This is a genomic window from Streptomyces sp. SP18CS02 (genome assembly GCF_036322365.1).
Classification (GTDB): Bacteria; Actinomycetota; Actinomycetes; order Streptomycetales; family Streptomycetaceae; genus Streptomyces.
Genome location: NZ_JAQYXC010000302.1, coordinates 1 through 19035, shown reverse-complemented (window position 1 = coordinate 19035; position 19035 = coordinate 1). Strand labels below are relative to the sequence as shown.

16 protein-coding genes are annotated in these 19035 nt (G+C 72.8%); 6 read left to right on the top strand and 10 right to left on the bottom strand.

What is annotated here, in order from left to right; translation table 11 throughout:
* Nucleotides 1-42: 42 nt before the first annotated feature.
* From PUR26_RS30635 to PUR26_RS30625, 3 genes are all read right to left on the bottom strand, one after another.
* Complete coding sequence (locus tag PUR26_RS30635; protein ID WP_329877434.1) at nucleotides 43-702, bottom strand: DUF5063 domain-containing protein; 660 nt, start codon at nucleotides 700-702, stop codon at nucleotides 43-45.
* On the bottom strand, nucleotides 695-1294 hold the full coding sequence (gene recR / locus PUR26_RS30630) for a recombination mediator RecR (protein WP_329877433.1): 600 nt from the start codon (nucleotides 1292-1294) through the stop codon (nucleotides 695-697). The genes PUR26_RS30635 and recR overlap by 8 nt, the downstream gene beginning before the upstream one ends.
* Before the next feature lie 166 nt (nucleotides 1295-1460).
* The gene (locus PUR26_RS30625) at nucleotides 1461-1796 is read right to left on the bottom strand and encodes a YbaB/EbfC family nucleoid-associated protein (protein WP_329877551.1); all 336 of its coding nucleotides are present in this window, start codon (nucleotides 1794-1796) and stop codon (nucleotides 1461-1463) included.
* Nucleotides 1797-2071: 275 nt separating this feature from the next.
* Here PUR26_RS30625 and PUR26_RS30620 point away from each other — a divergent pair, with 275 nt between their 5' ends.
* Nucleotides 2072-2809 (top strand): SLATT domain-containing protein, encoded by a 738-nt coding sequence (locus PUR26_RS30620; protein ID WP_443077225.1) that lies wholly within the window; start codon nucleotides 2072-2074, stop codon nucleotides 2807-2809.
* A 46-nt stretch (nucleotides 2810-2855) separates the two neighbouring features.
* Here PUR26_RS30620 and PUR26_RS30615 read toward each other — a convergent pair whose 3' ends face one another.
* The 5 genes from PUR26_RS30615 to PUR26_RS30595 form a co-directional block, all read right to left on the bottom strand.
* Complete coding sequence (locus PUR26_RS30615) at nucleotides 2856-3773, bottom strand: class I SAM-dependent methyltransferase (RefSeq protein WP_329877431.1); 918 nt, start codon at nucleotides 3771-3773, stop codon at nucleotides 2856-2858.
* Nucleotides 3774-3813: 40 nt separating this feature from the next.
* Entirely contained in the window at nucleotides 3814-4464 is a 651-nt protein-coding gene (locus PUR26_RS30610; protein WP_329877429.1) for a hypothetical protein, read from the bottom strand.
* 348 nt (nucleotides 4465-4812) lie between these two features.
* Nucleotides 4813-7248 carry a dolichyl-phosphate beta-glucosyltransferase gene (locus PUR26_RS30605; RefSeq protein WP_329877427.1) on the bottom strand — a complete coding sequence of 812 codons (2436 nt, stop codon included), beginning with the start codon at nucleotides 7246-7248 and terminating at the stop codon, nucleotides 4813-4815.
* Nucleotides 7215-8045 (bottom strand): GntR family transcriptional regulator, encoded by an 831-nt coding sequence (locus PUR26_RS30600; RefSeq protein ID WP_329877425.1) that lies wholly within the window; start codon nucleotides 8043-8045, stop codon nucleotides 7215-7217. The genes PUR26_RS30605 and PUR26_RS30600 overlap by 34 nt, the downstream gene beginning before the upstream one ends.
* Nucleotides 8046-8223: 178 nt before the next feature.
* The gene (locus PUR26_RS30595; protein ID WP_329877423.1) at nucleotides 8224-9582 is read right to left on the bottom strand and encodes an aspartate aminotransferase family protein; all 1359 of its coding nucleotides are present in this window, start codon (nucleotides 9580-9582) and stop codon (nucleotides 8224-8226) included.
* Nucleotides 9583-9973: 391 nt separating this feature from the next.
* On the opposite strand from PUR26_RS30595, the gene PUR26_RS30590 reads away from it, so the two are divergent.
* The 5 genes from PUR26_RS30590 to PUR26_RS30570 all read left to right on the top strand — a co-directional run bounded on the left by PUR26_RS30590 (nucleotide 9974) and on the right by PUR26_RS30570 (nucleotide 17395).
* A complete protein-coding gene (locus PUR26_RS30590) occupies nucleotides 9974-14656 on the top strand; it encodes an RHS repeat-associated core domain-containing protein (RefSeq protein ID WP_329877421.1) in 4683 nt (1560 codons plus the stop codon).
* An 8-nt stretch (nucleotides 14657-14664) separates the two neighbouring features.
* Nucleotides 14665-15201: a hypothetical protein gene (locus PUR26_RS30585; RefSeq protein WP_329877419.1), complete on the top strand. Its 537-nt coding sequence runs from the start codon at nucleotides 14665-14667 to the stop codon at nucleotides 15199-15201.
* A gap of 114 nt (nucleotides 15202-15315) precedes the next feature.
* Nucleotides 15316-15921, top strand: coding sequence for a DJ-1/PfpI family protein (locus tag PUR26_RS30580; RefSeq protein ID WP_329877417.1), 606 nt, complete (start codon nucleotides 15316-15318; stop codon nucleotides 15919-15921).
* The gene (locus PUR26_RS30575) at nucleotides 15918-16400 is read left to right on the top strand and encodes a MarR family winged helix-turn-helix transcriptional regulator (protein WP_329877415.1); all 483 of its coding nucleotides are present in this window, start codon (nucleotides 15918-15920) and stop codon (nucleotides 16398-16400) included. The genes PUR26_RS30580 and PUR26_RS30575 overlap by 4 nt, the downstream gene beginning before the upstream one ends.
* Before the next feature lie 185 nt (nucleotides 16401-16585).
* Nucleotides 16586-17395 carry a putative protein N(5)-glutamine methyltransferase gene (locus PUR26_RS30570; protein ID WP_329877413.1) on the top strand — a complete coding sequence of 270 codons (810 nt, stop codon included), beginning with the start codon at nucleotides 16586-16588 and terminating at the stop codon, nucleotides 17393-17395.
* Here the strand turns inward: PUR26_RS30570 and PUR26_RS30565 are convergent.
* Together PUR26_RS30565 and PUR26_RS30560 are read right to left on the bottom strand one after the other, a co-directional pair.
* Nucleotides 17355-18449 (bottom strand): hypothetical protein, encoded by a 1095-nt coding sequence (locus tag PUR26_RS30565; protein ID WP_329877411.1) that lies wholly within the window; start codon nucleotides 18447-18449, stop codon nucleotides 17355-17357. The genes PUR26_RS30570 and PUR26_RS30565 overlap by 41 nt on opposite strands.
* A 150-nt stretch (nucleotides 18450-18599) precedes the next feature.
* On the bottom strand, nucleotides 18600-19035 hold a 436-nt coding region (locus PUR26_RS30560; protein ID WP_329877409.1), incomplete at its 5' end, for a chitinase.

Genomic DNA, 19035 nt, shown 5'->3' with positions numbered 1-19035 from the left:
GGTCCGGGGCCGTCGGGAACGACCGGGGCGACCGGCCCGTGACTACGGGCCGGTGCGGATGCCCAGCGGTCCGAGGATCTCGCGGGCCATCACCCGGCCCGCCTCCTCCTCCAGGGCGTCCTCCGGCAGGTCCTCGTCGGTGTCCAGGCCGTCCAGCTCCGCCAGCGGCTGGTCGAGCCGGACGTGCGAGACGAGGGACTGGAGGGCGCGCAGGGTCGCGGAGGCCGTCGGGCCCCAGTTGGAGAAGTAGGAGAACTGCCACCACCACAGCGCCTCCGTGGTGCGGCCCGCCCGGTAGTGGGCCAGCCCGTGGCGCAGGTCCATGACGATGTCGGCCAGGTTGTCGGAGATCCGGCACGGCACGGGTGCCTTGCGCGGCTCGTACGGGTCGAAGACCTCCGAGAAGACGTCCACCGGGTCGAGCATGGCCGCGAACCGCATCCGCAGCTCGTCGACGTCCACATCGGGTCCGGTGTCCGGCTCGTACCGCTCCTCCGGGAGGATGTCCTCGTGGGCGCCCAGCCGGCCGCCCGCCAGCAGCAGCTGGGAGACCTCCAGGAGCAGGAAGGGCACGGCACTGTCGGGCTCGTCGCCCTTGGCCACTTCCGTGGTGGCGACGATGAAGGACTCGATCGAGTCGGCGATCTGGACCGCGAAGCTGTCGGGGTCCAGGCTGTGCGCGTGGAGTGTGGCGTCAGACATCGAGGAGTCGTCTCCCTTCGAACGCGCGGCCGAGCGTGACCTCGTCGGCGTATTCCAGGTCTCCGCCAACGGGAAGTCCGCTGGCGAGGCGAGTGACCTTCAGCCCCATGGGTTTGATCATCCGCGCCAGGTACGTCGCGGTGGCCTCCCCCTCCAGGTTCGGGTCGGTCGCCAGGATCAGCTCGGTGACCGTGCCGTCCGCGAGGCGCGCCAGCAGTTCACGGATCCGCAGGTCGTCCGGGCCGACGCCCTCGATCGGGCTGATCGCGCCGCCGAGCACGTGGTAGCGCCCCCGGAACTCACGCGTCCGCTCGATCGCGACGACGTCCTTCGGTTCCTCGACCACGCAGATGACCGTGTCGTCCCGACGCGGGTCCCGGCAGATGCCGCACCGCTCCTCCTGCGCGACGTTGCCGCACACGGCGCAGAACCGGACCTTGTCCTTGACCTCCAGGAGGGCATGGGCGAGACGGCGTACGTCGGTGGGCTCGGCCTGCAGGATGTGGAAGGCGATCCGCTGCGCGCTCTTGGGCCCGACGCCGGGCAGCCTGCCCAGTTCGTCGATGAGGTCCTGAACCACGCCTTCGTACAACGGAACGCCTCTCCTGGAGTGCTGTGATGCTTACGGTAATTGCTGAGGGTGCGGGTTAGAAGGGCCTGCCGTGACGGGTCACTGCCGGTCACCGGACGATTCACCGGCCGGAAACCGCGCCGTCACCCCGCCGGTCACGGACGGGGCCCGCCCGGAGGGAGGGCGCTCAGAAGGGCAGACCCGGCATACCGCCCAGCCCCTGGGCCAGCGGGCCGAGCTTGGTCTGCTGGAGCTGCTGCGCGTTCTCGTTGGCGGCCTGGACGGCGGCGACGACGAGGTCGGCGAGGGTCTCGGTGTCCTCCGGGTCCACCGCCTTCGGGTCGATGACCAGGCCGCGGAGCTCGCCCGAGCCGGTGACCGTGGCCTTCACCAGGCCGCCACCCGCCTGGCCCTCGACCTCGGTCCTCGCCAGCTCCTCCTGGGCGCGGGCGAGGTCCTGCTGCATCTTCTGGGCCTGCTGGAGGAGCTGCTGCATGTTGGGCTGGCCACCACCGGGAATCACGGTCACTCCTGGCATTTTCGACGACGAATGTTCGGTAAGCCGAGCCTACGTGGTCGCCAGGCGGCCCGCTCCATCCGCCCGGTTTCACCTGTTCGGGTGAGAAACCGGCGCCGCCTCCACCCGATCAAGCCCCTCTTGCGGGCGGAATAACCCGCATTTCGCGCCTCGGGCCCGCCATTCGGCGGTAGGAAGGGCGTGCGCACGGCTCCAGCACGAGTACGCAACCGGGCGTCGCACATCACGCATTGTCACGCAGAGCGCAGAGGAGTGCCCCGGTGACCCAGCCGGAGATGCAGCCCGGGGGCCCGGCCCGGGGGGAGGGCGACAGCCCGGAGCGGAACGGCGGCGATCTGACCGGGCGCCCGTTCCCGCTCGGTGACTGGGGAGAACCGGCCGAGCGCCTGGACGAGCTCTACCGGTGGGCCGAGACCCATGCGCTGCGCACGGCCGACTGGTACCTCTCCGACCGGGTCCACAAGCGCCGGTTCGCACAGATACTGCGGGCCGCCACGGCACTGGGCGTGATCATCGGGGCCGCGCTGCCCCTGATGGACGTGACGGGCGCGCTGGAGGGCGCGTCGGGGTGGGGGTACGTCGCGCTGCTGCTGGCCGCCGCGTGCGTCGCCTGCGACCGGTACTTCGGGCTGACGTCCGGCTGGATGCGGGACGTCGCCACGGCGCAGGCGGTACAGCGGCGGCTTCAGGCGCTCCAGTTCGACTGGGCGTCGGAGAGCGTTCGCGAGGTGCTGGGCCCGGCGGAGGGCACGGCCAGCGAGGCGGCGGAACGGTGCCTGGGGGTGCTGCGGCGGTTCTCGGAGGACGTCACGGAGCTGGTGCGGGCGGAGACGGCGGACTGGATGGTGGAGTTCCGCTCGGGGCCGACGCCGCTGGTGACACAGTCGACGCTGTCGGCCCCGCCGCGGCCGGACCACGCCCACCCGTCGGGCCGTTTCCCGCTGCCGCCGGGCACGCGGCCGAACATGCCCCGCCAGCGGCCGCCGGAGCCGCGCTGAGCCGGGCGGTGCGGCGGGCCGGGCACGAGGCCCGGCCGGACGGGCGTCATGAGCGGTGCGTCAGCGCCCTGGTGAGGATCGGGGGAAGCAGGTCACGCGCCAGCCGGCGCAGCGCCGGGGCCCGTCGGCGGGCGGCGGGAGCGGACCCCGCGGCGCCGGAAGCGTCCGCCGGGGCGGCGGCCGGGGCCGGAAGGGGATCCGCGGCCGGGGCCGCCGGGTAGCGGGAGCGGGGCGTCCACGGGCGCCGGGTGCCCCGTGGCTTGAGACGGATCAGCGGTGCGCCCGCCACGTCCTCGACGCCGTGCCACACGTCCGTACGCGACTCCAGCCGGCGCAGCAGTGCCTCCTGGAGCGGGGCGGGGTCTCCCCAGGTGCCGTACAGCTTGGTGCCGGTCAGGCACACCGGGCGCAGCCCGCCCGAGGCGACCGCGCCCCAGACCGCCGCGGCGACGCCGGGGCAGTGCTCGGCACGGTAGTCGTCGAAGGCCACGATGCCGTCCGCCGCCAGCAGCAGCCGCGCCGACTCGACGTCGCCGTGCACGTGCTCGTACAGGTGCGAGGCGTCGACGTGGACGAAGCGGCAGCTGCCGGGGCGGACATGGCCGGTGATCAGCGACGTGGGGGCCTGGACCACCGTCGGCAGGGTGTCGTGGAAGGACAGGTAGTTGGTCTCGAAGGCGCGGCGGGTGAGGGTGGCGTACGAGCGTTCCATCTCCGCGCCGTTGGAGGCGTCCGGTGCGGGGGAGTCGAACAGGTCGCAGACCGTGAACGACTCCCCCTCCGCCCGGTAGTAGCCCGTGAAGATCGCGCTCTTGCCCAGATAGGCGCCGAGTTCCAGCAGGTCACCGCGGATACCCGCGTCCCGCTGGCCGGTCAGGAACCAGTCGAACAACAGCTGGTCGACCGGCCCGAACCAGCCTTTGACGTCGGAGTAGGAGGAGACGTGCGCAGGGGTCTGTGACATGGCTCGGTCCTAGTGGACCGAGGTGTCCGGCACCTTACGGTCAACTGAAGATGATCATGGAGCCTTGGCCCAGGCTCCGTGTCGCCGCCGCGTGCAGGCCCAGCCAGACGTGCCGCTCGCGGGCGAAGGGACTCTCGTCGTACGGGATGGGGCCCGCCGGCTCCTCCAGGGAGGTGGGGCGCTCCGGGGGCCGGGGGGCGGCCGGCGGGTTCACCGGGTCGATGCCGATGGACGGGGCGACGTACTCCAGTTCGCGCAGCAGCCCCTGTGCGGAGCCCAGCGGACCGCCGCCCTCCAGGAGCTCCTCGTTGGACAGCGGGGCGGGGAAGTCCACGGGGACGTAGGCGCCCGCGTGGTCGTAGTGCCACACCAGGTGGGACTGCTGGGCCGTGGACTCGAACATCTCCAGCAGCTGCTCGTAGTCGCCGCCCAGCTCGTCGACCGGGGTCACGGCCAGGCCGCAGATCTGGAGCAGGTAGGCGCGGCGCAGGAAGTGCAGGGCGTCGTAGTCGAAGCCGGCGACCGGCGCCACGTCACCCGACAGCCCCGGCATGTAGGCGAAGACGGGGACGGTCGGCAGACCGGCCTCGGTGAGGGCCTTGTCGTAGGCGGCGATCTCTTCCGCGAAGGGATTGTCGGGGCTGTGGCACAGCACGTCGACGAGGGGGACCAACCACAGGTCACAGGCCAAGGGAGACTCGCTCTCCTTCAGTTCCGAACGGTCGGGACAGCGTAATGCGGTGTGCACGCTCCGCACAGGAGCGGGTACGGGTCCGTGCTTCCGCCCGCGCGAGGACGGGACCTCAGCGCCCGGTGCGGCGGGTGTGACGCCTGGGCGCGGTGCGCACAGGCGCCCCGCCCGGCCGGGACGGGCAGTGCGGGCGGTGCGGGCGGCGCCGGCGGGCCGGTCGACGCGGGCGATGAGGCCGGTGCTCCGGTTCGGTCGGCGGCCGGGTCGAGGGAGGGGTCGAGGAAGGGCTCGTGGGGCGGGTCGAGGGGTGGGCAGGCGGTCGGGCCGGCGGTGGGACCGGCGGTGGGGTCAGTGCAGGTCCCATACCCACACACCGCCGATCCGCTCACCGGGCCGCCCCACCAGCTTGGACACGGTCTCGTAAAGCGCCGCCTGGTGGTACTGGGGTTCCATGACGAGGACCCCCGCCCGCCAGTGGTCCAGATCCCTGCGCCACTCCTCCTGCCACCGGGGTTCCAGGTCGTAGACGGTGCCGGTACGGCTCACATCGCGCAGCAGGCTGGAGGCGAACCGGGGCGGGGCGCCGTAGATGCCGGTGCGGTCCTCGCCGTACGGCCCGTTGAAGTAGCCGCCGGGCAGCGGGAAGCCGAAGCCGGACGTCGTCTGCCAGTGCAGGGCGTCGGCGCTCCCCGGGTCCGGCACGGGGACCGGGACCAGCGACTCCCCCGGCCCCAGGTACCTGCGGTAGGTCTCGTACGCGACGAAGCCCGGGACGGGCGGCCGCTCCCGTACCGGATAGGGGGTCGGCAGGACCGGCACCAGGGAGGCCGCCACCGCCGCCAGGCCCACGAGCCGGTTCGTGCGCGAACGGGACGCCGCCAGGCGGTCCACCGCCAGCGCGACCAGCACGCCGAGCAGCGGTGCGCAGACCATCGCCACCCGCGACTCGATGACCGACTCGAACAGCGGCCGGTCGGCCAGCAGCCGCCACGGGCCGGGGAGGACCACCTCGGTGAACGGGACGCGCACGCGCCGCCCCAGCGAGAGCCAGGCGGCGGCCAGCAGGGCGCACGTCAGCGCCTTCACCAGCGGCAGGCGCCACAGGCGCAGGACGACGGCGAAGGTGAGCGCGGTGAGGGGCCAGCCGTAGAAGGCGTTCTGCTCGGTCCGGTTGAGGGCCAGCCGGTCGGCCCGCGCGTCGTCGCCCAGGAGCGAGCGGCCGGAGAACTCCAGGAACGCGAGCGGGCTGTTGCCGGCGTGGGGACCGTGCAGCACGCTGTGGTAGCTCTGCGGGCCGAAGAACTGCCAGTACAGCGGGAAGGCGACGAGCGGCAGGCAGACGGCCGCCGCGATGCCGAGACCCTTCAGCAGCGGACGCCACGCCGCTCGCGCCACATCGCGGCGGAAGAGCGCGTGGAAGAAGGCGAAGAGCGTCATGCCCACCACGGCGAGCAGCAGCGCCTCCTCGCCGAGGAAGATCTGGTAGGCCGCGAAGAGCCCGAGCAGCACCCCGTCCCGTACCACCGCACGGCCCTCGCACAGCCGCAGCGCCCGGTCGATGAGCAACGGGATCATGAAGAGCAGCAGGAAGTTGGGGTGGGCGTTGCCGTGGGAGATCATCGGCGGCGCGAACGCGGCCAGGGCGGCCCCGACGGCGGCGGCCGCCCTGCGGCGCACCACCCGCCGGGCCAGCAGCCAGTACCAGGAGCAGGCCGTCGCGGTCAGGCCCACCGTCAGCACCAGCGCCCAGGTGACGGTGGGACCGAGGGCGAGCGTGACGGGCGTGAAGGGCACGGAGACGCCCAGCATGACGGTGTTGGCCATCAGGTTGACGCCGTCGGGATGGTTCTGGGCGGTCGTGAAGAGCGGGTTGCGCAGGTGGACGACGTTGTCGGCGGTGACCGCGAAGAACCACTCCCACTGGTTCTGGTCCTGGCCCGCGTCGGCGAGGTAGGCCCGGTCCAGGTCCGCCCAGAGCCCCTTGTAGAGCAGCAGGGAGGCGAGGGCGTAGACCCCGACGACCACCAGGTCCGCGGGCCGGACGGACCGGATCCGCAGCAGGGCGAGCTCGCCGAGCATCCGCGCGTAGTCGAGCGGGCGGACCTTGGAACCGTCCTGGTGGGCCCAGCGCACCGGCACCTCGGACACCGGCCACCCCGCCCGCCGGAAATGGCGCAGGACCTCGACGTCGATGCCCCAGCCGTTCAGCCGGGAGTCCGCGAAAGCGGCCCGTGCCTTGTCCCCGTCGAACAGCTTGAAGCCGCACTGGGTGTCCTGGACGCCGGGCACCGCGACCGCGCGTATGAGCCGGTTCCCCGAGCGGCCGAGCCACTCCCGCAGCCGCCGCTGACGGACCTCGATGCGGGAGTCGGGGTGGGCGCGTGAGCCGATCGCCGCCGCCGCGTCCCGCGCCGTCATCTCCTCGTCCAGCCGGTCCAGCTCCTCGACCGGGGTGGCCTGGTCGGCGTCGGTGACCAGGACGCGGCGGCCGCGCGAGGCGAGGACGCCGATCCGCAGGGCGTTGCCCTTGCCACGGTTCGAGGGGCTGGTCACCAGCCGGACGCGGGGGTCGTCGGCGGCCGCCTCGCGCGCGATGCGCGCCGTGCCGTCGGTCGACCCGTCGTCGACGACGATCACCTCCCAGCCGTCCCAGCGGCCGGGGTCGGCGCACAGGTGGGCGCGGATCGCTTCGAGGGTCGGCCGCAGCCGCTCCTCCTCGTCGTACGCGGGGACGACGACCGACAGCGCGGTCACCGCTGCCGCCGCTCCACGTGGTCGGCCCATCTCAGCGCGTGCGCGTTGTAGGCGTCGATCACCGCGATCACCGCGTCGGGATCGGCCAGCGTGATCGCGTCGACCAGTTCCTCGTGGCCGCTCCACAGCCAGTCGCCTGGCCTGCGGTCGGCCCGCAGGTGCGGGACGGCGAACACCCATGCCTGGACGCGCAGCCGGTGCATGAACTCGGCGATGTAGCGGTTGGCGACGAAGCCGCCGAGCTCCCGCCAGAACCGCAGGTCGTAACCGATGAGGATGTCCAGGTCCCCGGCGCGCGCGGCGCGCGCGGCCTCCTCGGCCCGGCGCCGTATCGACACCAGCGGCGCCCCGTGCACGCCCTGCACGTTCAGCTCCCAGGTAACGCCGGGCGCACTGGTCCCGGCGGGGGTACTGGTCCCGGCGGGGGTACTGGTCCCGGCGGGTACGTCTGTCCCGGTGGGGGACTCGGGGGTCCGGGGGGCGACGACGGGGCGGTGGACACCGCGCACGGGCACGGTCCGGCCGGCCAGCCGCTGGAACACGCCGTCCACGACGAGCGAGCGGGCCTCGACCATGCCCCGGTAGTCGTCCACGGAGAACCGGTGGACCCGGAATCCCTTGTGCTGGTCGGAGTCGAGCAGGCCCTGGGCGCACAGGTCGACGAGCGCCTCGCGCACGGGGGTGGCCGAGACGCCGTACTGCTCGGCGATCTGCTTGACGGTGAATTCCTCACCGGGCTGCAAACGCCCAGCCAGCACCTCGTCACGGAGCGCGTCCGCGATCTGCTGCCGCAGGGTGTTGCGGGTCACAGCTCCGCTCGCGGGCATGGTCCTGGGCCCCCTCTGTCCGGTTCCGGACACCTTAAGCCAGCCGACGGGGACCATCGCCGGGATCGTGGGCCGGGGAGACCGGGACGGCAGGACGGCAGGACGCCGGGACGGCGCGGGGCACCCGGCCGCCGGGCGTCCACGGCGCCGTGGACGCCCGGGGGCCGGGTCCGGGGTTTCAGGACACCGTGTGCTCGTCGGCCACGGACAGCGCCGCGTCGAGCGCGGCGAGCCCCTCCTTGGCCTCCTCGTCCGAGACGTTGCAGGCGGGCACGGCGTGGGTGCGGTTCATGTTGATGAAGGGCCACAGGCCGTTCTTCTTGCAGGCCGCGCCGAAGGCGGCCATCGGGGCGTTCGCCTCGCCCGCCGCGTTGTACGGGACGAGCGGCTCGCGGGTCCCGGGGTCGCGCACCAGGTCCAGGGCCCAGAAGGCGCCCAGGCCGCGCACCTCGCCGACGGAGGGGTGGCGTTCGGCGAGCTCGCGCAGGCCGGGGCCGAGGATGTGCTCGCCGAGGTGGGCGGCCCGCTCGACGACCTTCTCGTCGGCCATGACCCGGAGGGTGGCGACGGCGGCGGCGCAGGCGAGCGGATGCCCGGAGTAGGTGAGGCCACCGGGGTAGGGGCGCCTGGCGAAGGTCTCGGCGATCGCCCCGGAGATGGCGACACCGCCCAGCGGTACGTAACCGGAGTTGACCCCCTTCGCGAAGGTGAGCAGGTCGGGGACGACGTCGAAGTGCTCGGCGGCGAACCACGCGCCGGTGCGGCCGAAGCCCGCCATGACCTCGTCGAGGACGAAGACGATGCCGTACCGGTCGCAGATCTCGCGCACCCCGGCGAGGTAGCCGGGCGGCGGCGGCATGATCCCGGCCGTGCCCGGCACGGTCTCCAGGATGATCGCGGCGACGGTCCCCGGCCCCTCGAAGGCGATCGTGTCCTCAAGGTGCTGAAGGGCCCGCGCGCACTCCTCGGCCTCCGTCGTCGCGTAGAACGGCGAACGGTAGAGGAACGGCGCCCAGAAGTGGACCACACCGGCGGACGCCGTGTCGGAGGCCCAGCGGCGGGGGTCGCCCGTGAGGTTGATCGCGGTGGACGTGGCGCCGTGGTAGGAGCGGTAGGCGCTGAGCACCTTCGGGCGGCCGGTGTGCAGCCGGGCCATCCGGATGGCGTTCTCGACGGCCTCGGCGCCGCCGTTGGTGAAGAAGATCTTGTCCAGGTCGCCGGGGGTCCGCTCGGCGATGAGGCGCGCGGCCTCGGAACGGACGTCGATGGCGAACGCCGGCGCGAAGGTCGTCATCTTCGCCGCCTGCTCCTGAATGGCGGCGACCACCTTGGGGTGCTGGTACCCGATGTTGGTGTAGACGAGGCCGCTGGTGAAGTCGAGGTAGCGGTTGCCGTCGTAGTCCCAGAAGTACGCCCCCTCGGCGCCGGCGACGGCGAGCGGGTCGATCAGTTCCTGGGCGGCCCAGGAGTGGAACACGTGCGCACGGTCGGCGGCCTTGACTGCGGCGCCGGCCTGAGGATCGGCATGAGGGGTCATGCGGCCCAGGGTAGGGAGGCCCGGGCGGTCGCCGACATGGCCATCCTGTATGGCGTGGGCCTCATCGGTCGGCATGGTGTCGGGGCCGGCATCGCGACGGGCTCACGACGCGGTCCGGGACGCGCGGGGCCGTGCCCCGGCGCGCGGGCACGAGGGCCCGAGGGCGGGGGCCCGGCGGGGGCCCGAGGCCAGGGGCGGGACAGCGGGCGAAAGAGCCCCCGCACACACGACGGCGGAAGACCCGCACGCGGGGGGCGGGGGTCCGGCGCGGGCGCCAGGGAGGAGAACGGAGGGCGTGAAGCGGGAGGGCGAACGCGGCGTCCGGAGGAAGCCTCCGCCATTAACCTGATGATCTTTGCTTTGCACAGAGCGCAAACGGGGGTTTGGCGAGATGGCTGTGACATTGCCCGACTGGGCGGACACACTGCTGGACGTGGTCGGGGTGAACTGGCCGAATGTGGACGAGGACGCCTACCAGGACATGGCGGACACCCTGCGGGAGTTCGCCGACGACCTGGAGGACGACGGCCAGCTGGCCAACAACCACGTCCAGCGCCTGCTGTCCTCGGGCCACGGCGAGGCCCTCGACGCCCTGAACGAGCACTGGGGCAAGGTCAAGGGCAAACACATCAAGGACATCGCCTCGGCCGCCCGCACCATCGCCGGAGCACTCGACCTGGCCGTCACCGCCATCGAGACCATGAAGACCAAGGCCGTCGTCGAGCTGGGCATCCTGGCCGGACAGACCGGCCTGGCGCTCGCCCTGATCCCCGTCACCGGCGGCCTGTCCGCCCTCCTGGGCGCGGGCGCCGTCGCGTTCACCAAGAAGACCCTCCTGCGCCTGATCACCGAGGCCATGGAAGAGGCCGTCGCCCACATCGTCACCGCGATGACCGAACCCGCCGTCGCCGCCCTGGAGAACCTGGCCGCCGACCTCGTCGTCCAGCTCGGTGCCACCGCCATGGGCCTCCAGGACGGCGTCGACGTCGACCAGGCCGCACAGGCCGGCAAGGACGGCTTCAAAGAGGGCGTCCAGACCTCCAAGGACTCCATGCACCTCGCCTCCGCAGGCACCGGCGCGGGCGGTGGCGGTGGCGGCAAGGGCGGCGGCAAGGGCTTCCACATCGAGCACGCCGAGCACGACCACGCCGGCACCCAGCTCAACGGCGTCAGCATCGCCATCCACGGCAAGACCACCGGCAAACTCACCAGGGCCAAGTCCCACCAGGGCCGCAACAAGGGCCGCGACGAGATCGCCGACGCCCTCGACCCCGTCATCGAGAAGGCCATGGCCGCCCTCGTCAAATCCACCAGGACCATGGGCGACCACGTCGGCAAGACCCTCCCCAAGGCCGTCAAACAGATCTCCAAGGACCACAAGGACAACGACGACGACATCCGCGCCCGCCTCGCCAAGGAGAACAAGAAGGACGACGACGGACACGGCGGGAACAGGGGCGGAGGCCCGCAGAGCAGGGGCAAGGGCCCCGACGGGCTCTCCGGCGCCCGGAACAACACCCGTCTCAACAGCGTGGCGCTGTCCAACACCACGTGTGTGGGCGACCCGGTGGACGTGGCCACCGGCGAGGTGCTGCTGCCGCAGACCGATCTCCAGCTGCCCGGCACGCTCCCGTGGGCCTTGCGCCGCACCCATCTGTCGGAGTACCGCTACGGCCAGTGGTTCGGGCGCAGCTGGGCCTCCACCCTCGACGAGCGGGTCGAGCTGGACCTGTCCGGCGGCGCGGTCTGGGCCCGGGAGGACGGCTCCCTGCTCGTCTACCCCGCGCTGCCGACCGCCGCGCGACCGGAGGTCTCCCCCGTCGAGGGCCATGACCTGCGCCTGGCCCGCCACCAGGCACCCGACGGGGAGCTGGAGTTCTCGGTCACCGACCCGGCCACCGGCCTGACCCGCCGCTTCTCCCCCGCCCACCCCCACGAGACGCTGCGCTACTGGCTGTGGGCCGTCGAGGACCGCAGCGGCAACCGGGTCGAGATCGTCCGCGCGGCGGACGGCATGCCCGTCTCCGTGGTCCACACGGGCGGCTACGAGGTGACCGTCACCGGGGACCGCGAGAAGGGGCGGGTCACCGGTATCGCCCTGCGCACGCCCGACGGTTCCGTGCCGGTGGCCGGCTACGGCCACGACGAACAGGGCCATCTGACCGAGGTGGTCAACTCGTCCGGGCTGCCGCTGCGCTTCACCTACGACCCCGAGGGCCGCATCACCTCGTGGACGGACCGCAACGGTTCCGCCTACCGGTACGAGTACGACGGGCAGGGCCGGGCCGCCCGCACGGTCGGTCCCGACGGCATCCTCACCGCCTCCTTCCGCTACGACACCGAGGCCCGGCGCACCCACTTCACCGACTCCACCGGCGCGACCCGCGTCTTCCAGCTCAACGAGCGGTACCAGATCGTCGCCGAGACCGACCCGCACGGGCACACCGTCCACCGGTCCTGGGACCGCCGGGACAACCTGCTGGCCCGCACGGACGCCCTGGGCCACACCCTGCGGATCCACTACGACGACGCGGCGAACCCGGTCACGGTCTCCCACCCCGACGGGCTCGTCTCCACCGCCGTGTACAACGCGCTCGGCCTGCCCACCGAACTGACGGGCCGCGACGGCTCCGTCTGGCGGCAGACCTTCGACGAGCGTGGCCATCGCACCGCGTTCACCGACCCGTCCGGTGCCACGACCCGCTACGCGCGTGACGCGTCGGGCCACCTCACCGGGGTGGTCGACGCCCTGGGCCAGGAGACCCGGATCCGCTGCGACCGGGCGGGGCTCCCCGTCGAGTTCACCGACCCGGCGGGCGCCGTCACCCGTTTCGTACGGGACGCGTTCGGCCGTCCCGTCGAGATCACCGGGCCGCTCGGCGCCGTCACCCGGCTCACCTGGTCGACCGAGGACCGGCTGCTGCGCAGGACGGGCCCGGACGGCGGCGAGGAGAGCTGGGCGTACGACGGCGAGGGCAACTGCGTCCGGCACACCGACGCCACCGGCGCCACCACCCGCTTCGAGTACACCCACTTCGACCTGCTGGCCGCGCGGGTCGCCCCCGACGGCACCCGCCACACCTTCACCCACGACACCGAGCTCCGGCTCACCGAGGTCACCAACCCACAGGGGCTGACCTGGCGTTACACCTATGACGCGGTGGGCGACCTGATCTCGGAGACCGACTTCGACCGGCGTGTCCTCGGCTACTCCTACGACGCGACCGGCCGTCTCGCCGCCCGGACCGGCCCGCTCGGCGACACCACGCGCTACGAGCGGTCCCCGCTCGGCCATGTCGTGCGCAAGGACGCGGCGGGCGCCGTCACGACCTACGCCTACGACCCCTCCGGGCGGCTCGTACGGGCGACCGGGCCCGATTCGGAGGCCTCCTGGGAGCACGACGTGCTCGGGCGGGTGGTCTCCGAGACCGTCGACGGGCGCACCCTCACCCACGCGTACGACGCGCTGGGCCGCCGTGTGCGGCGCACCACGCCGACGGGAGCCGTCTCGACGTTCGCGTACGACAGCGCCGGCAACCGCACCGCGCTGTCCTCGTGCGGGCACGGCATCACCTTCGAGCACGACCCGGCCGGACGGGAGCTGGCCCGGCACTTCGGCGAGAACCTCAGCCTGGCCCACACCTTCGACGACCTCGGGCGCCTCACCGGCCAGCACCTCACCGCCGGGGAGCGGACCGTGCGGCGGCGCGCGTACACCTTCCGCGCGGACGGCCTGCTGGCGCAGGTGCGTGACGAGCACGCCGGGACGCGCAGCTTCGGTCTCGACCCGGCGGGCCGCGTCACCGCGGTGAGCGCCGACGGGTGGTCGGAGAGCTACGCCTACGACGACGCCGGCAACCAGACGTCCGCCGAGTGGCCCGCCGCCCACGCGGGTGCCGAGGCCACCGGCCCGCGCGAGTACTCCGGTACGCGGGTGACCTCGGCGGGCCGGGTCCGGTACGCCTACGACGCCGCCGGCCGCACGGTCCTGCGCCGTGCCAAGCGGCTGTCGGGCGGTTTCGACAGCTGGGCGTACACCTGGGACGCCGAGGACCGGCTGACCGCCGTCACCACGCCCGACGGCACCGTGTGGCGCTACCGCTACGACCCGCTCGGCCGCCGCAGCGCGAAGCAGCGCCTGGACGCCGACGGCCGGGTGCGGGAACAGGTGGACTTCACCTGGGACGGTACGACGCTCTGCGAGCAGACCACACGGGCGCCCGGGGTCGCCCACCCGGTCAGCCTCACCTGGGACCACGACGGGCTCCGGCCGCTGGCCCAGACCGAGCGCATCCTCTCCGCCGACGCGGCCCAGGAGGAGATCGACCGCAGGTTCTTCGCGATCGTGACGGACCTCTCCGGGGCGCCGACGGAACTCGTCGACCAGGACGGCGGGATCGCCTGGCGGGCCCGGACGACCGTGTGGGGCACCACCACCTGGCCCAGGGGCACCACCGCGTACACCCCGCTGCGCTTCCCGGGGCAGTACTACGACCCGGAGACCGGGCTCCACTACAACTACTTCCGCCACTACGACCCGGCCACCGCGCGCTACCTCTCCCCCGATCCGCTCGGACTGGCCGCGGCGCCCAACCCGGTCGCCTACGTCCACAACCCGCTCACCTGGGCCGACCCGCTGGGCCTCGCGCCGTACGAGGTCTTCTACCGCGTGATGGGCGCCAAGGAGTTCAAGAAGCTGGGGCCGAACGGTGAGATCACCCCGCGCGGCGAGAACTTCGTGACGCAGGAGAAGGAGTACGTCGTCGGCATCGCGGAACGGACCACCCGCAAGGGCGGCCGCAACGCGGACAAGTACACCCACTTCGTGCGCTACGAGATGGAGCCGGGCACCCGGGACGCCCTGATCGGCAACGGCCGGGGCTCCGGCGACAACAAGGACGCCATCAAGGAGGAGTTCGGCATCGATCTCGACGAGATCGGCGACAGCGACAAGTTCGTGCACGTCAAGATGGAGCGCGGCGGACTCAACTTCGGCCTGCGCGCCGAATCCGCCGACGTCTTCAACTCAAGAATCAAGGGCATGAGCCACAAGCCCCTCCCCCTGGACGAGTGAGCAACCGCATGACGGACGACAACACCATTCACCGCGTCGACTCCCTGCTGAAGGGCGGTTACATCGGCGCCGAGAAGGCCGCCGCCGTGGCGCGGGCCGAACCCCTGGCGGCCTCGCCGGCCGTCCTGGACTGGCTGGGCGTCTGTGCGGCCCGCGGCGAGTGGACCCGGTTCGGCCGCTTGGCGGCGCTGGCCGCCGAGCTGCACCCGCGGGGCCTCGGAGAGCTCCTCGCTCCCGTCATCGCGTCCGGCGAGGCGGGGGCGGTCCTGGAGGACCTGGTCGACATCGCGGGCCAGGTCCGGGCGGCCGCGGCCGTCCCGGCGCTGGCCGGGCTGATCGACTCCCGCGGGGAGACGGACGCGCCGTACTTCCCGCTCTGCGTGAAGTGCGTCGAGTCGCTGGGCGAGATCGGCACCGAGGAGGCGAACGCGGCCCTGCGCGCCGTGGCGACGGGCGCGTACCCGGACCCGCTGCGCTGGCACGCGGCCGTGGAGCTGGGCATCGAGGACGACCTCGGCTTCGACGAGGACGAGATGCTCGGCTGAGGGGTGCCGTGTCGATCAGGCCGGGCGGAGCCCGGGGCGCATTGACAACATGCTGTCATTGCGACAGCATGTTGTCATAGCTCGCATCGGAGCGTACAGGCATCGGAGGCCACCATGACCGGCACCACCACCCGCAAAACCGTTCATCTCGCCGTCTACGACACCCTGGCCGACTGGGAGACGGGACACACCACCGCCTGGCTGGCCCGGAGCGGGTACGAGATCAGGACCGTCGGCCCCACCGGGGCGCCGGTGACCACTCTCGGCGGGCTGCGCGTCACCCCGGACCTCGCCCTCCCCGACCTGCGCCCGGGGGACAGCGCGCTGCTGATCCTCCCGGGCGCCGACCTGTGGGACACCGGCGACGACCTCGCGCCCTTCGCCGCCACGGCCCGCGCGTTCCTCGAAGCCCGGGTGCCCGTCGCCGCGATCTGCGGCGCCACGGCCGGGCTGGCCCGCGAGGGTCTGCTCGACGAGCGCGACCACACCAGCGCCGTCTCCTTCTACCTCGCGGCCACCGGTTACCGGGGCGCGGACCACTACATCGACACGGACGCCGTCACCGACGGCGACCTGATCACCGCCGGGCCCACCGAGCCGGTCGCCTTCGCCCGTGAGGTCCTGGGGCGGATGGGCGCGTTCCAGGGCGAGAGGCTCGACGCCTGGTACCGGCTGTTCCACGACTCGGACGCCGCCGCCTTCGAGGTGCTGAACTCATGAGCCGCGCGGAACAGGACCTGCTCAGCCGTACCGCGCTGGGCGTCTTCCGGCTGAACGGCCAGTTCCTCGCCGCGTCGGAGGACCTGGCCCGGCCGGCCGGGCTCACCGCGGCCTGGTGGCAGGTTCTCGGCGCCGTACTGACCGAGCCGCTGCCCGTGGCCGGGATCGCCCGCGCGATGGGCATGACCCGGCAGGGTGTCCAGCGGGTCGCCGACCTGCTGGTGGCCGGTGGCCTCGCGGAGTACGCCCCGAACCCGGCCCACCGCAGGGCCAAGCTCCTCACGCCCACGGAAGCCGGGCGGGCGGCCGTCGCCGAGATCGAGCCCGGCCACGCGCAGCTGGCGGCCCGCCTCGCCGCCGAGCTGGGCGAGGACGGGTTCGCGGAGACCGCCCGGGTGCTGGAACGGCTCTCGCGGGCGCTCGACACCCTCGCGGGCGAGCGGGGCCGGCGGGACGAGGGTCCCGCCGGACGGCCGTGAAGGGGGCCGGAAGGCACCGCCGGAACCGGCGTCAGACGTCAAGCGGGCCCGGCCCCGGCCTCTTTGACGTGGGGTAATGTAATCCGCCCCAGCAGGTGATCGACCGAGGAGGTGAGACCCATCAACGCCAGGTCAGGTTGGGTGCTCTCACCGCGGGAGTGCCCCTAGGCATCCCGAAGGTCCCCATGTCTGTCCCACCCACCCCTGTTCTCCTCTCCTCCGTCGTCGGCCGGCTGCGCGCCGCCGGTTGCGTCTTCGCCGAGGACGAGGCGGATCTGCTCCTCTCCGCCGCACCCACCCCGGACGAGCTCGACACCATGGTCGAGCGCCGCGCCGCCGGCCTCCCCCTCGAACACGTCATCGGCTGGGCCGAGTTCCACGGTCTGCGCATCGCCGTGGACGAGGGCGTCTTCGTACCCCGCCGCCGCACCGAGTTCCTGGTCTCCCGGGCCGCCGCCCTGGCCGCTCCCGGAGCCGTCGTCGTCGACCTGTGCTGCGGCTCGGGCGCCCTGGGCGCGGCACTGGGCGCGGCCCTGGAGCGGGTCGAGCTGCACGCCTCCGACATCGACCCGGCCGCCGTGCGGTGCGCCCGCCGCAACGTCGCGGCGGCCGGGGGCCAGGTCTACGAGGGCGACCTGTACGACCCGCTGCCGGACGCGCTGCGGGGCCGCGTCGACGTGCTGCTCGCCAACGTGCCCTACGTACCCACCGCGGAGGTCGGGCTGCTGCCGCCCGAGGCCCGCGACCACGAGGCCAGGGTGGCGCTCGACGGCGGGGCGGACGGGCTCGACGTCCTGCGGCGGGTGACCTCCGAGGCGACGCGCTGGCTGGCGCCGGGCGGCCGGCTGCTCTTCGAGACCAGCGAACGCCAGGCGGCGCGGGCCATGGAGATCGTCGCTGCGGACGGGCTGACCCCGGCCCTGACGACCTGCGAGGACCTGTACGCGACGGTCGTCATCGGGACACGGGAGCAGCCCAGGCGACCTGGTCCTTGAGGACCGGTCCGTCCGGCTCGTACTCGTAGGCGTACCCGTGGCTGTAGGCGGTCGCCGCCTCCCCCGCCGACGCGTACCCGCCGTGGACGAGTACGGGATCGCCGCCCAGGACCCGCACCCGCAGGGACAGCCGTAGGTCCCCGCACCCGGCCGGGAGGTCCGACTTGGTGAGCTCCAGCGAATTCGACATGGTCCGGTGGTGCTCGGCCGCCGAGATCCGGGCGGTGCTCACGGGGCCTTCCACGGGAGCACCGCAGTCCGCCCCGGCCGGGTCGACCGGCTGGGCGTGGACCCGGGTCTCGACGGAGCTGAACTGGTGTCTGCCGACCGGACACGCCCGGTAGGGCGTCGATCGTTTGCAGGTGGACAGCTGGGCGTCCTGGCGAACGGCCAGAGCCGGCCGTCCGGTGACGGGGCGGTAGAGGTGGGCGAGCGGTTCGGCCGTCCCGCCGGCCGGGATCACCGTCCACGCCCCCTGTACGGGGTCGAGCGTCGCGGGCAGGACCCACCGGCCCACTCCCGTGTACGCGCTCTCGGCGTGCAGCCGCACGAGCCCGGTCGCGGCGCTCGCCCGGACGTCCGTCCCCGCGGGCGCGTCGCTGGAGTAGAAGGCCACCGCCACCGTGCAGGTGTACGCCTGCGTGCCGGAGGTGTGCGGTGCCTCGAACACCCACCGCAGCGCGGGCCGCAGGGTCTCGTTGAGGACGGGGACGATGTTGTTGCCGGAGTGCATCCCGTTCGGCGGTCGTTGCCCGGGACAGAACAGCGCGGCCGTCGTCCCCAGGTACTCGGCGCCCGTCAGGGGCTCCATGGTGCGCAGCGAGAACCGGTCGGCGTGCACCACGAACCGCTGTCCGGGCCGGGCCGAGAGCCGTACGCGCACTCCCGGGAGCTCCCGGTACCCGGCCGGTACGAGCACGTCCTGGAACACGGCCACCGTCGGCTCGACGCCGGCCCGGGCCTCCCCGGGCCGCTGGAGCCCGCCCCCGAGGGCCAGTGCCCCCGCGACCAGCAGCGCGCCGACAGCACGCCTTCTTCTGCTTCCGTTCCACATGCCGACGTAACGGCAGGACCCCGGTCCAGGGCACTTGCCCCAGAGCCGCATGGCCCAGTCACGAGGCCCCGCACCCGGCGGGGGCGCGGCCGCACAGGACGAAGGGGGTGGCCGCCCGCCGGCGGCCACCCCCCGTTCGCGGGACGCTTCTCAGCAGCTGAGGTTGTTGCCCGCGGGCACGCCCAGGATCTGGGTGAACTGCTGGTACTTGGTCACCCGGCTCTGGACCTGGGCCGGGTTCTTGCCGTCGCACTCCAGGTAGCCGTTGATGGAGCGGATGGTCTGGCCGAAGCCTGCGCCGTCGACCATGGCGTTGTGCGGGGTCATGGTGCCGGGGCCGTTCTGGGTGTTCCAGTACCAGAGGCCCGTCATCCAGGCCACGGCCGGCTCGCGCTCCACCCGGTACGGGTTGTTGAGCAGGTCGATGCCGAGGGCGTCACCGGCTGCCTTGTAGTTGAAGTTCCAGCTGAGCTGGATCGGGCCCCGGCCGTAGTACGCCGCCTGCCCCGCCGGGCAGCCGTAGGGCTTGCCCGTGTCGCAGTAGTGCGGGTAGTTGGCGGTGTTCTGCTCGACGATGTGGACCAGG

What these genes read in the sequence shown, in the direction of transcription:
- PUR26_RS30585 (WP_329877419.1), top strand. Translation starts at nt 14,665, where the DNA reads ATGACGGACGACAACACCATTCACCGCGTCGACTCCCTGCTGAAGGGC.
- PUR26_RS30615 (WP_329877431.1), bottom strand. Translation starts at nt 3,773, where the DNA reads ATGTCACAGACCCCTGCGCACGTCTCCTCCTACTCCGACGTCAAAGGC.
- PUR26_RS30605 (WP_329877427.1), bottom strand. Translation starts at nt 7,248, where the DNA reads ATGGGCCGACCACGTGGAGCGGCGGCAGCGGTGACCGCGCTGTCGGTC.
- PUR26_RS30595 (WP_329877423.1), bottom strand. Translation starts at nt 9,582, where the DNA reads ATGACCCCTCATGCCGATCCTCAGGCCGGCGCCGCAGTCAAGGCCGCC.
- PUR26_RS30600 (WP_329877425.1), bottom strand. Translation starts at nt 8,045, where the DNA reads ATGCCCGCGAGCGGAGCTGTGACCCGCAACACCCTGCGGCAGCAGATC.
- PUR26_RS30635 (WP_329877434.1), bottom strand. Translation starts at nt 702, where the DNA reads ATGTCTGACGCCACACTCCACGCGCACAGCCTGGACCCCGACAGCTTC.
- PUR26_RS30580 (WP_329877417.1), top strand. Translation starts at nt 15,316, where the DNA reads ATGACCGGCACCACCACCCGCAAAACCGTTCATCTCGCCGTCTACGAC.
- PUR26_RS30565 (WP_329877411.1), bottom strand. Translation starts at nt 18,449, where the DNA reads ATGTGGAACGGAAGCAGAAGAAGGCGTGCTGTCGGCGCGCTGCTGGTC.
- PUR26_RS30590 (WP_329877421.1), top strand. Translation starts at nt 9,974, where the DNA reads ATGGCTGTGACATTGCCCGACTGGGCGGACACACTGCTGGACGTGGTC.
- PUR26_RS30570 (WP_329877413.1), top strand. Translation starts at nt 16,586, where the DNA reads ATGTCTGTCCCACCCACCCCTGTTCTCCTCTCCTCCGTCGTCGGCCGG.
- PUR26_RS30575 (WP_329877415.1), top strand. Translation starts at nt 15,918, where the DNA reads ATGAGCCGCGCGGAACAGGACCTGCTCAGCCGTACCGCGCTGGGCGTC.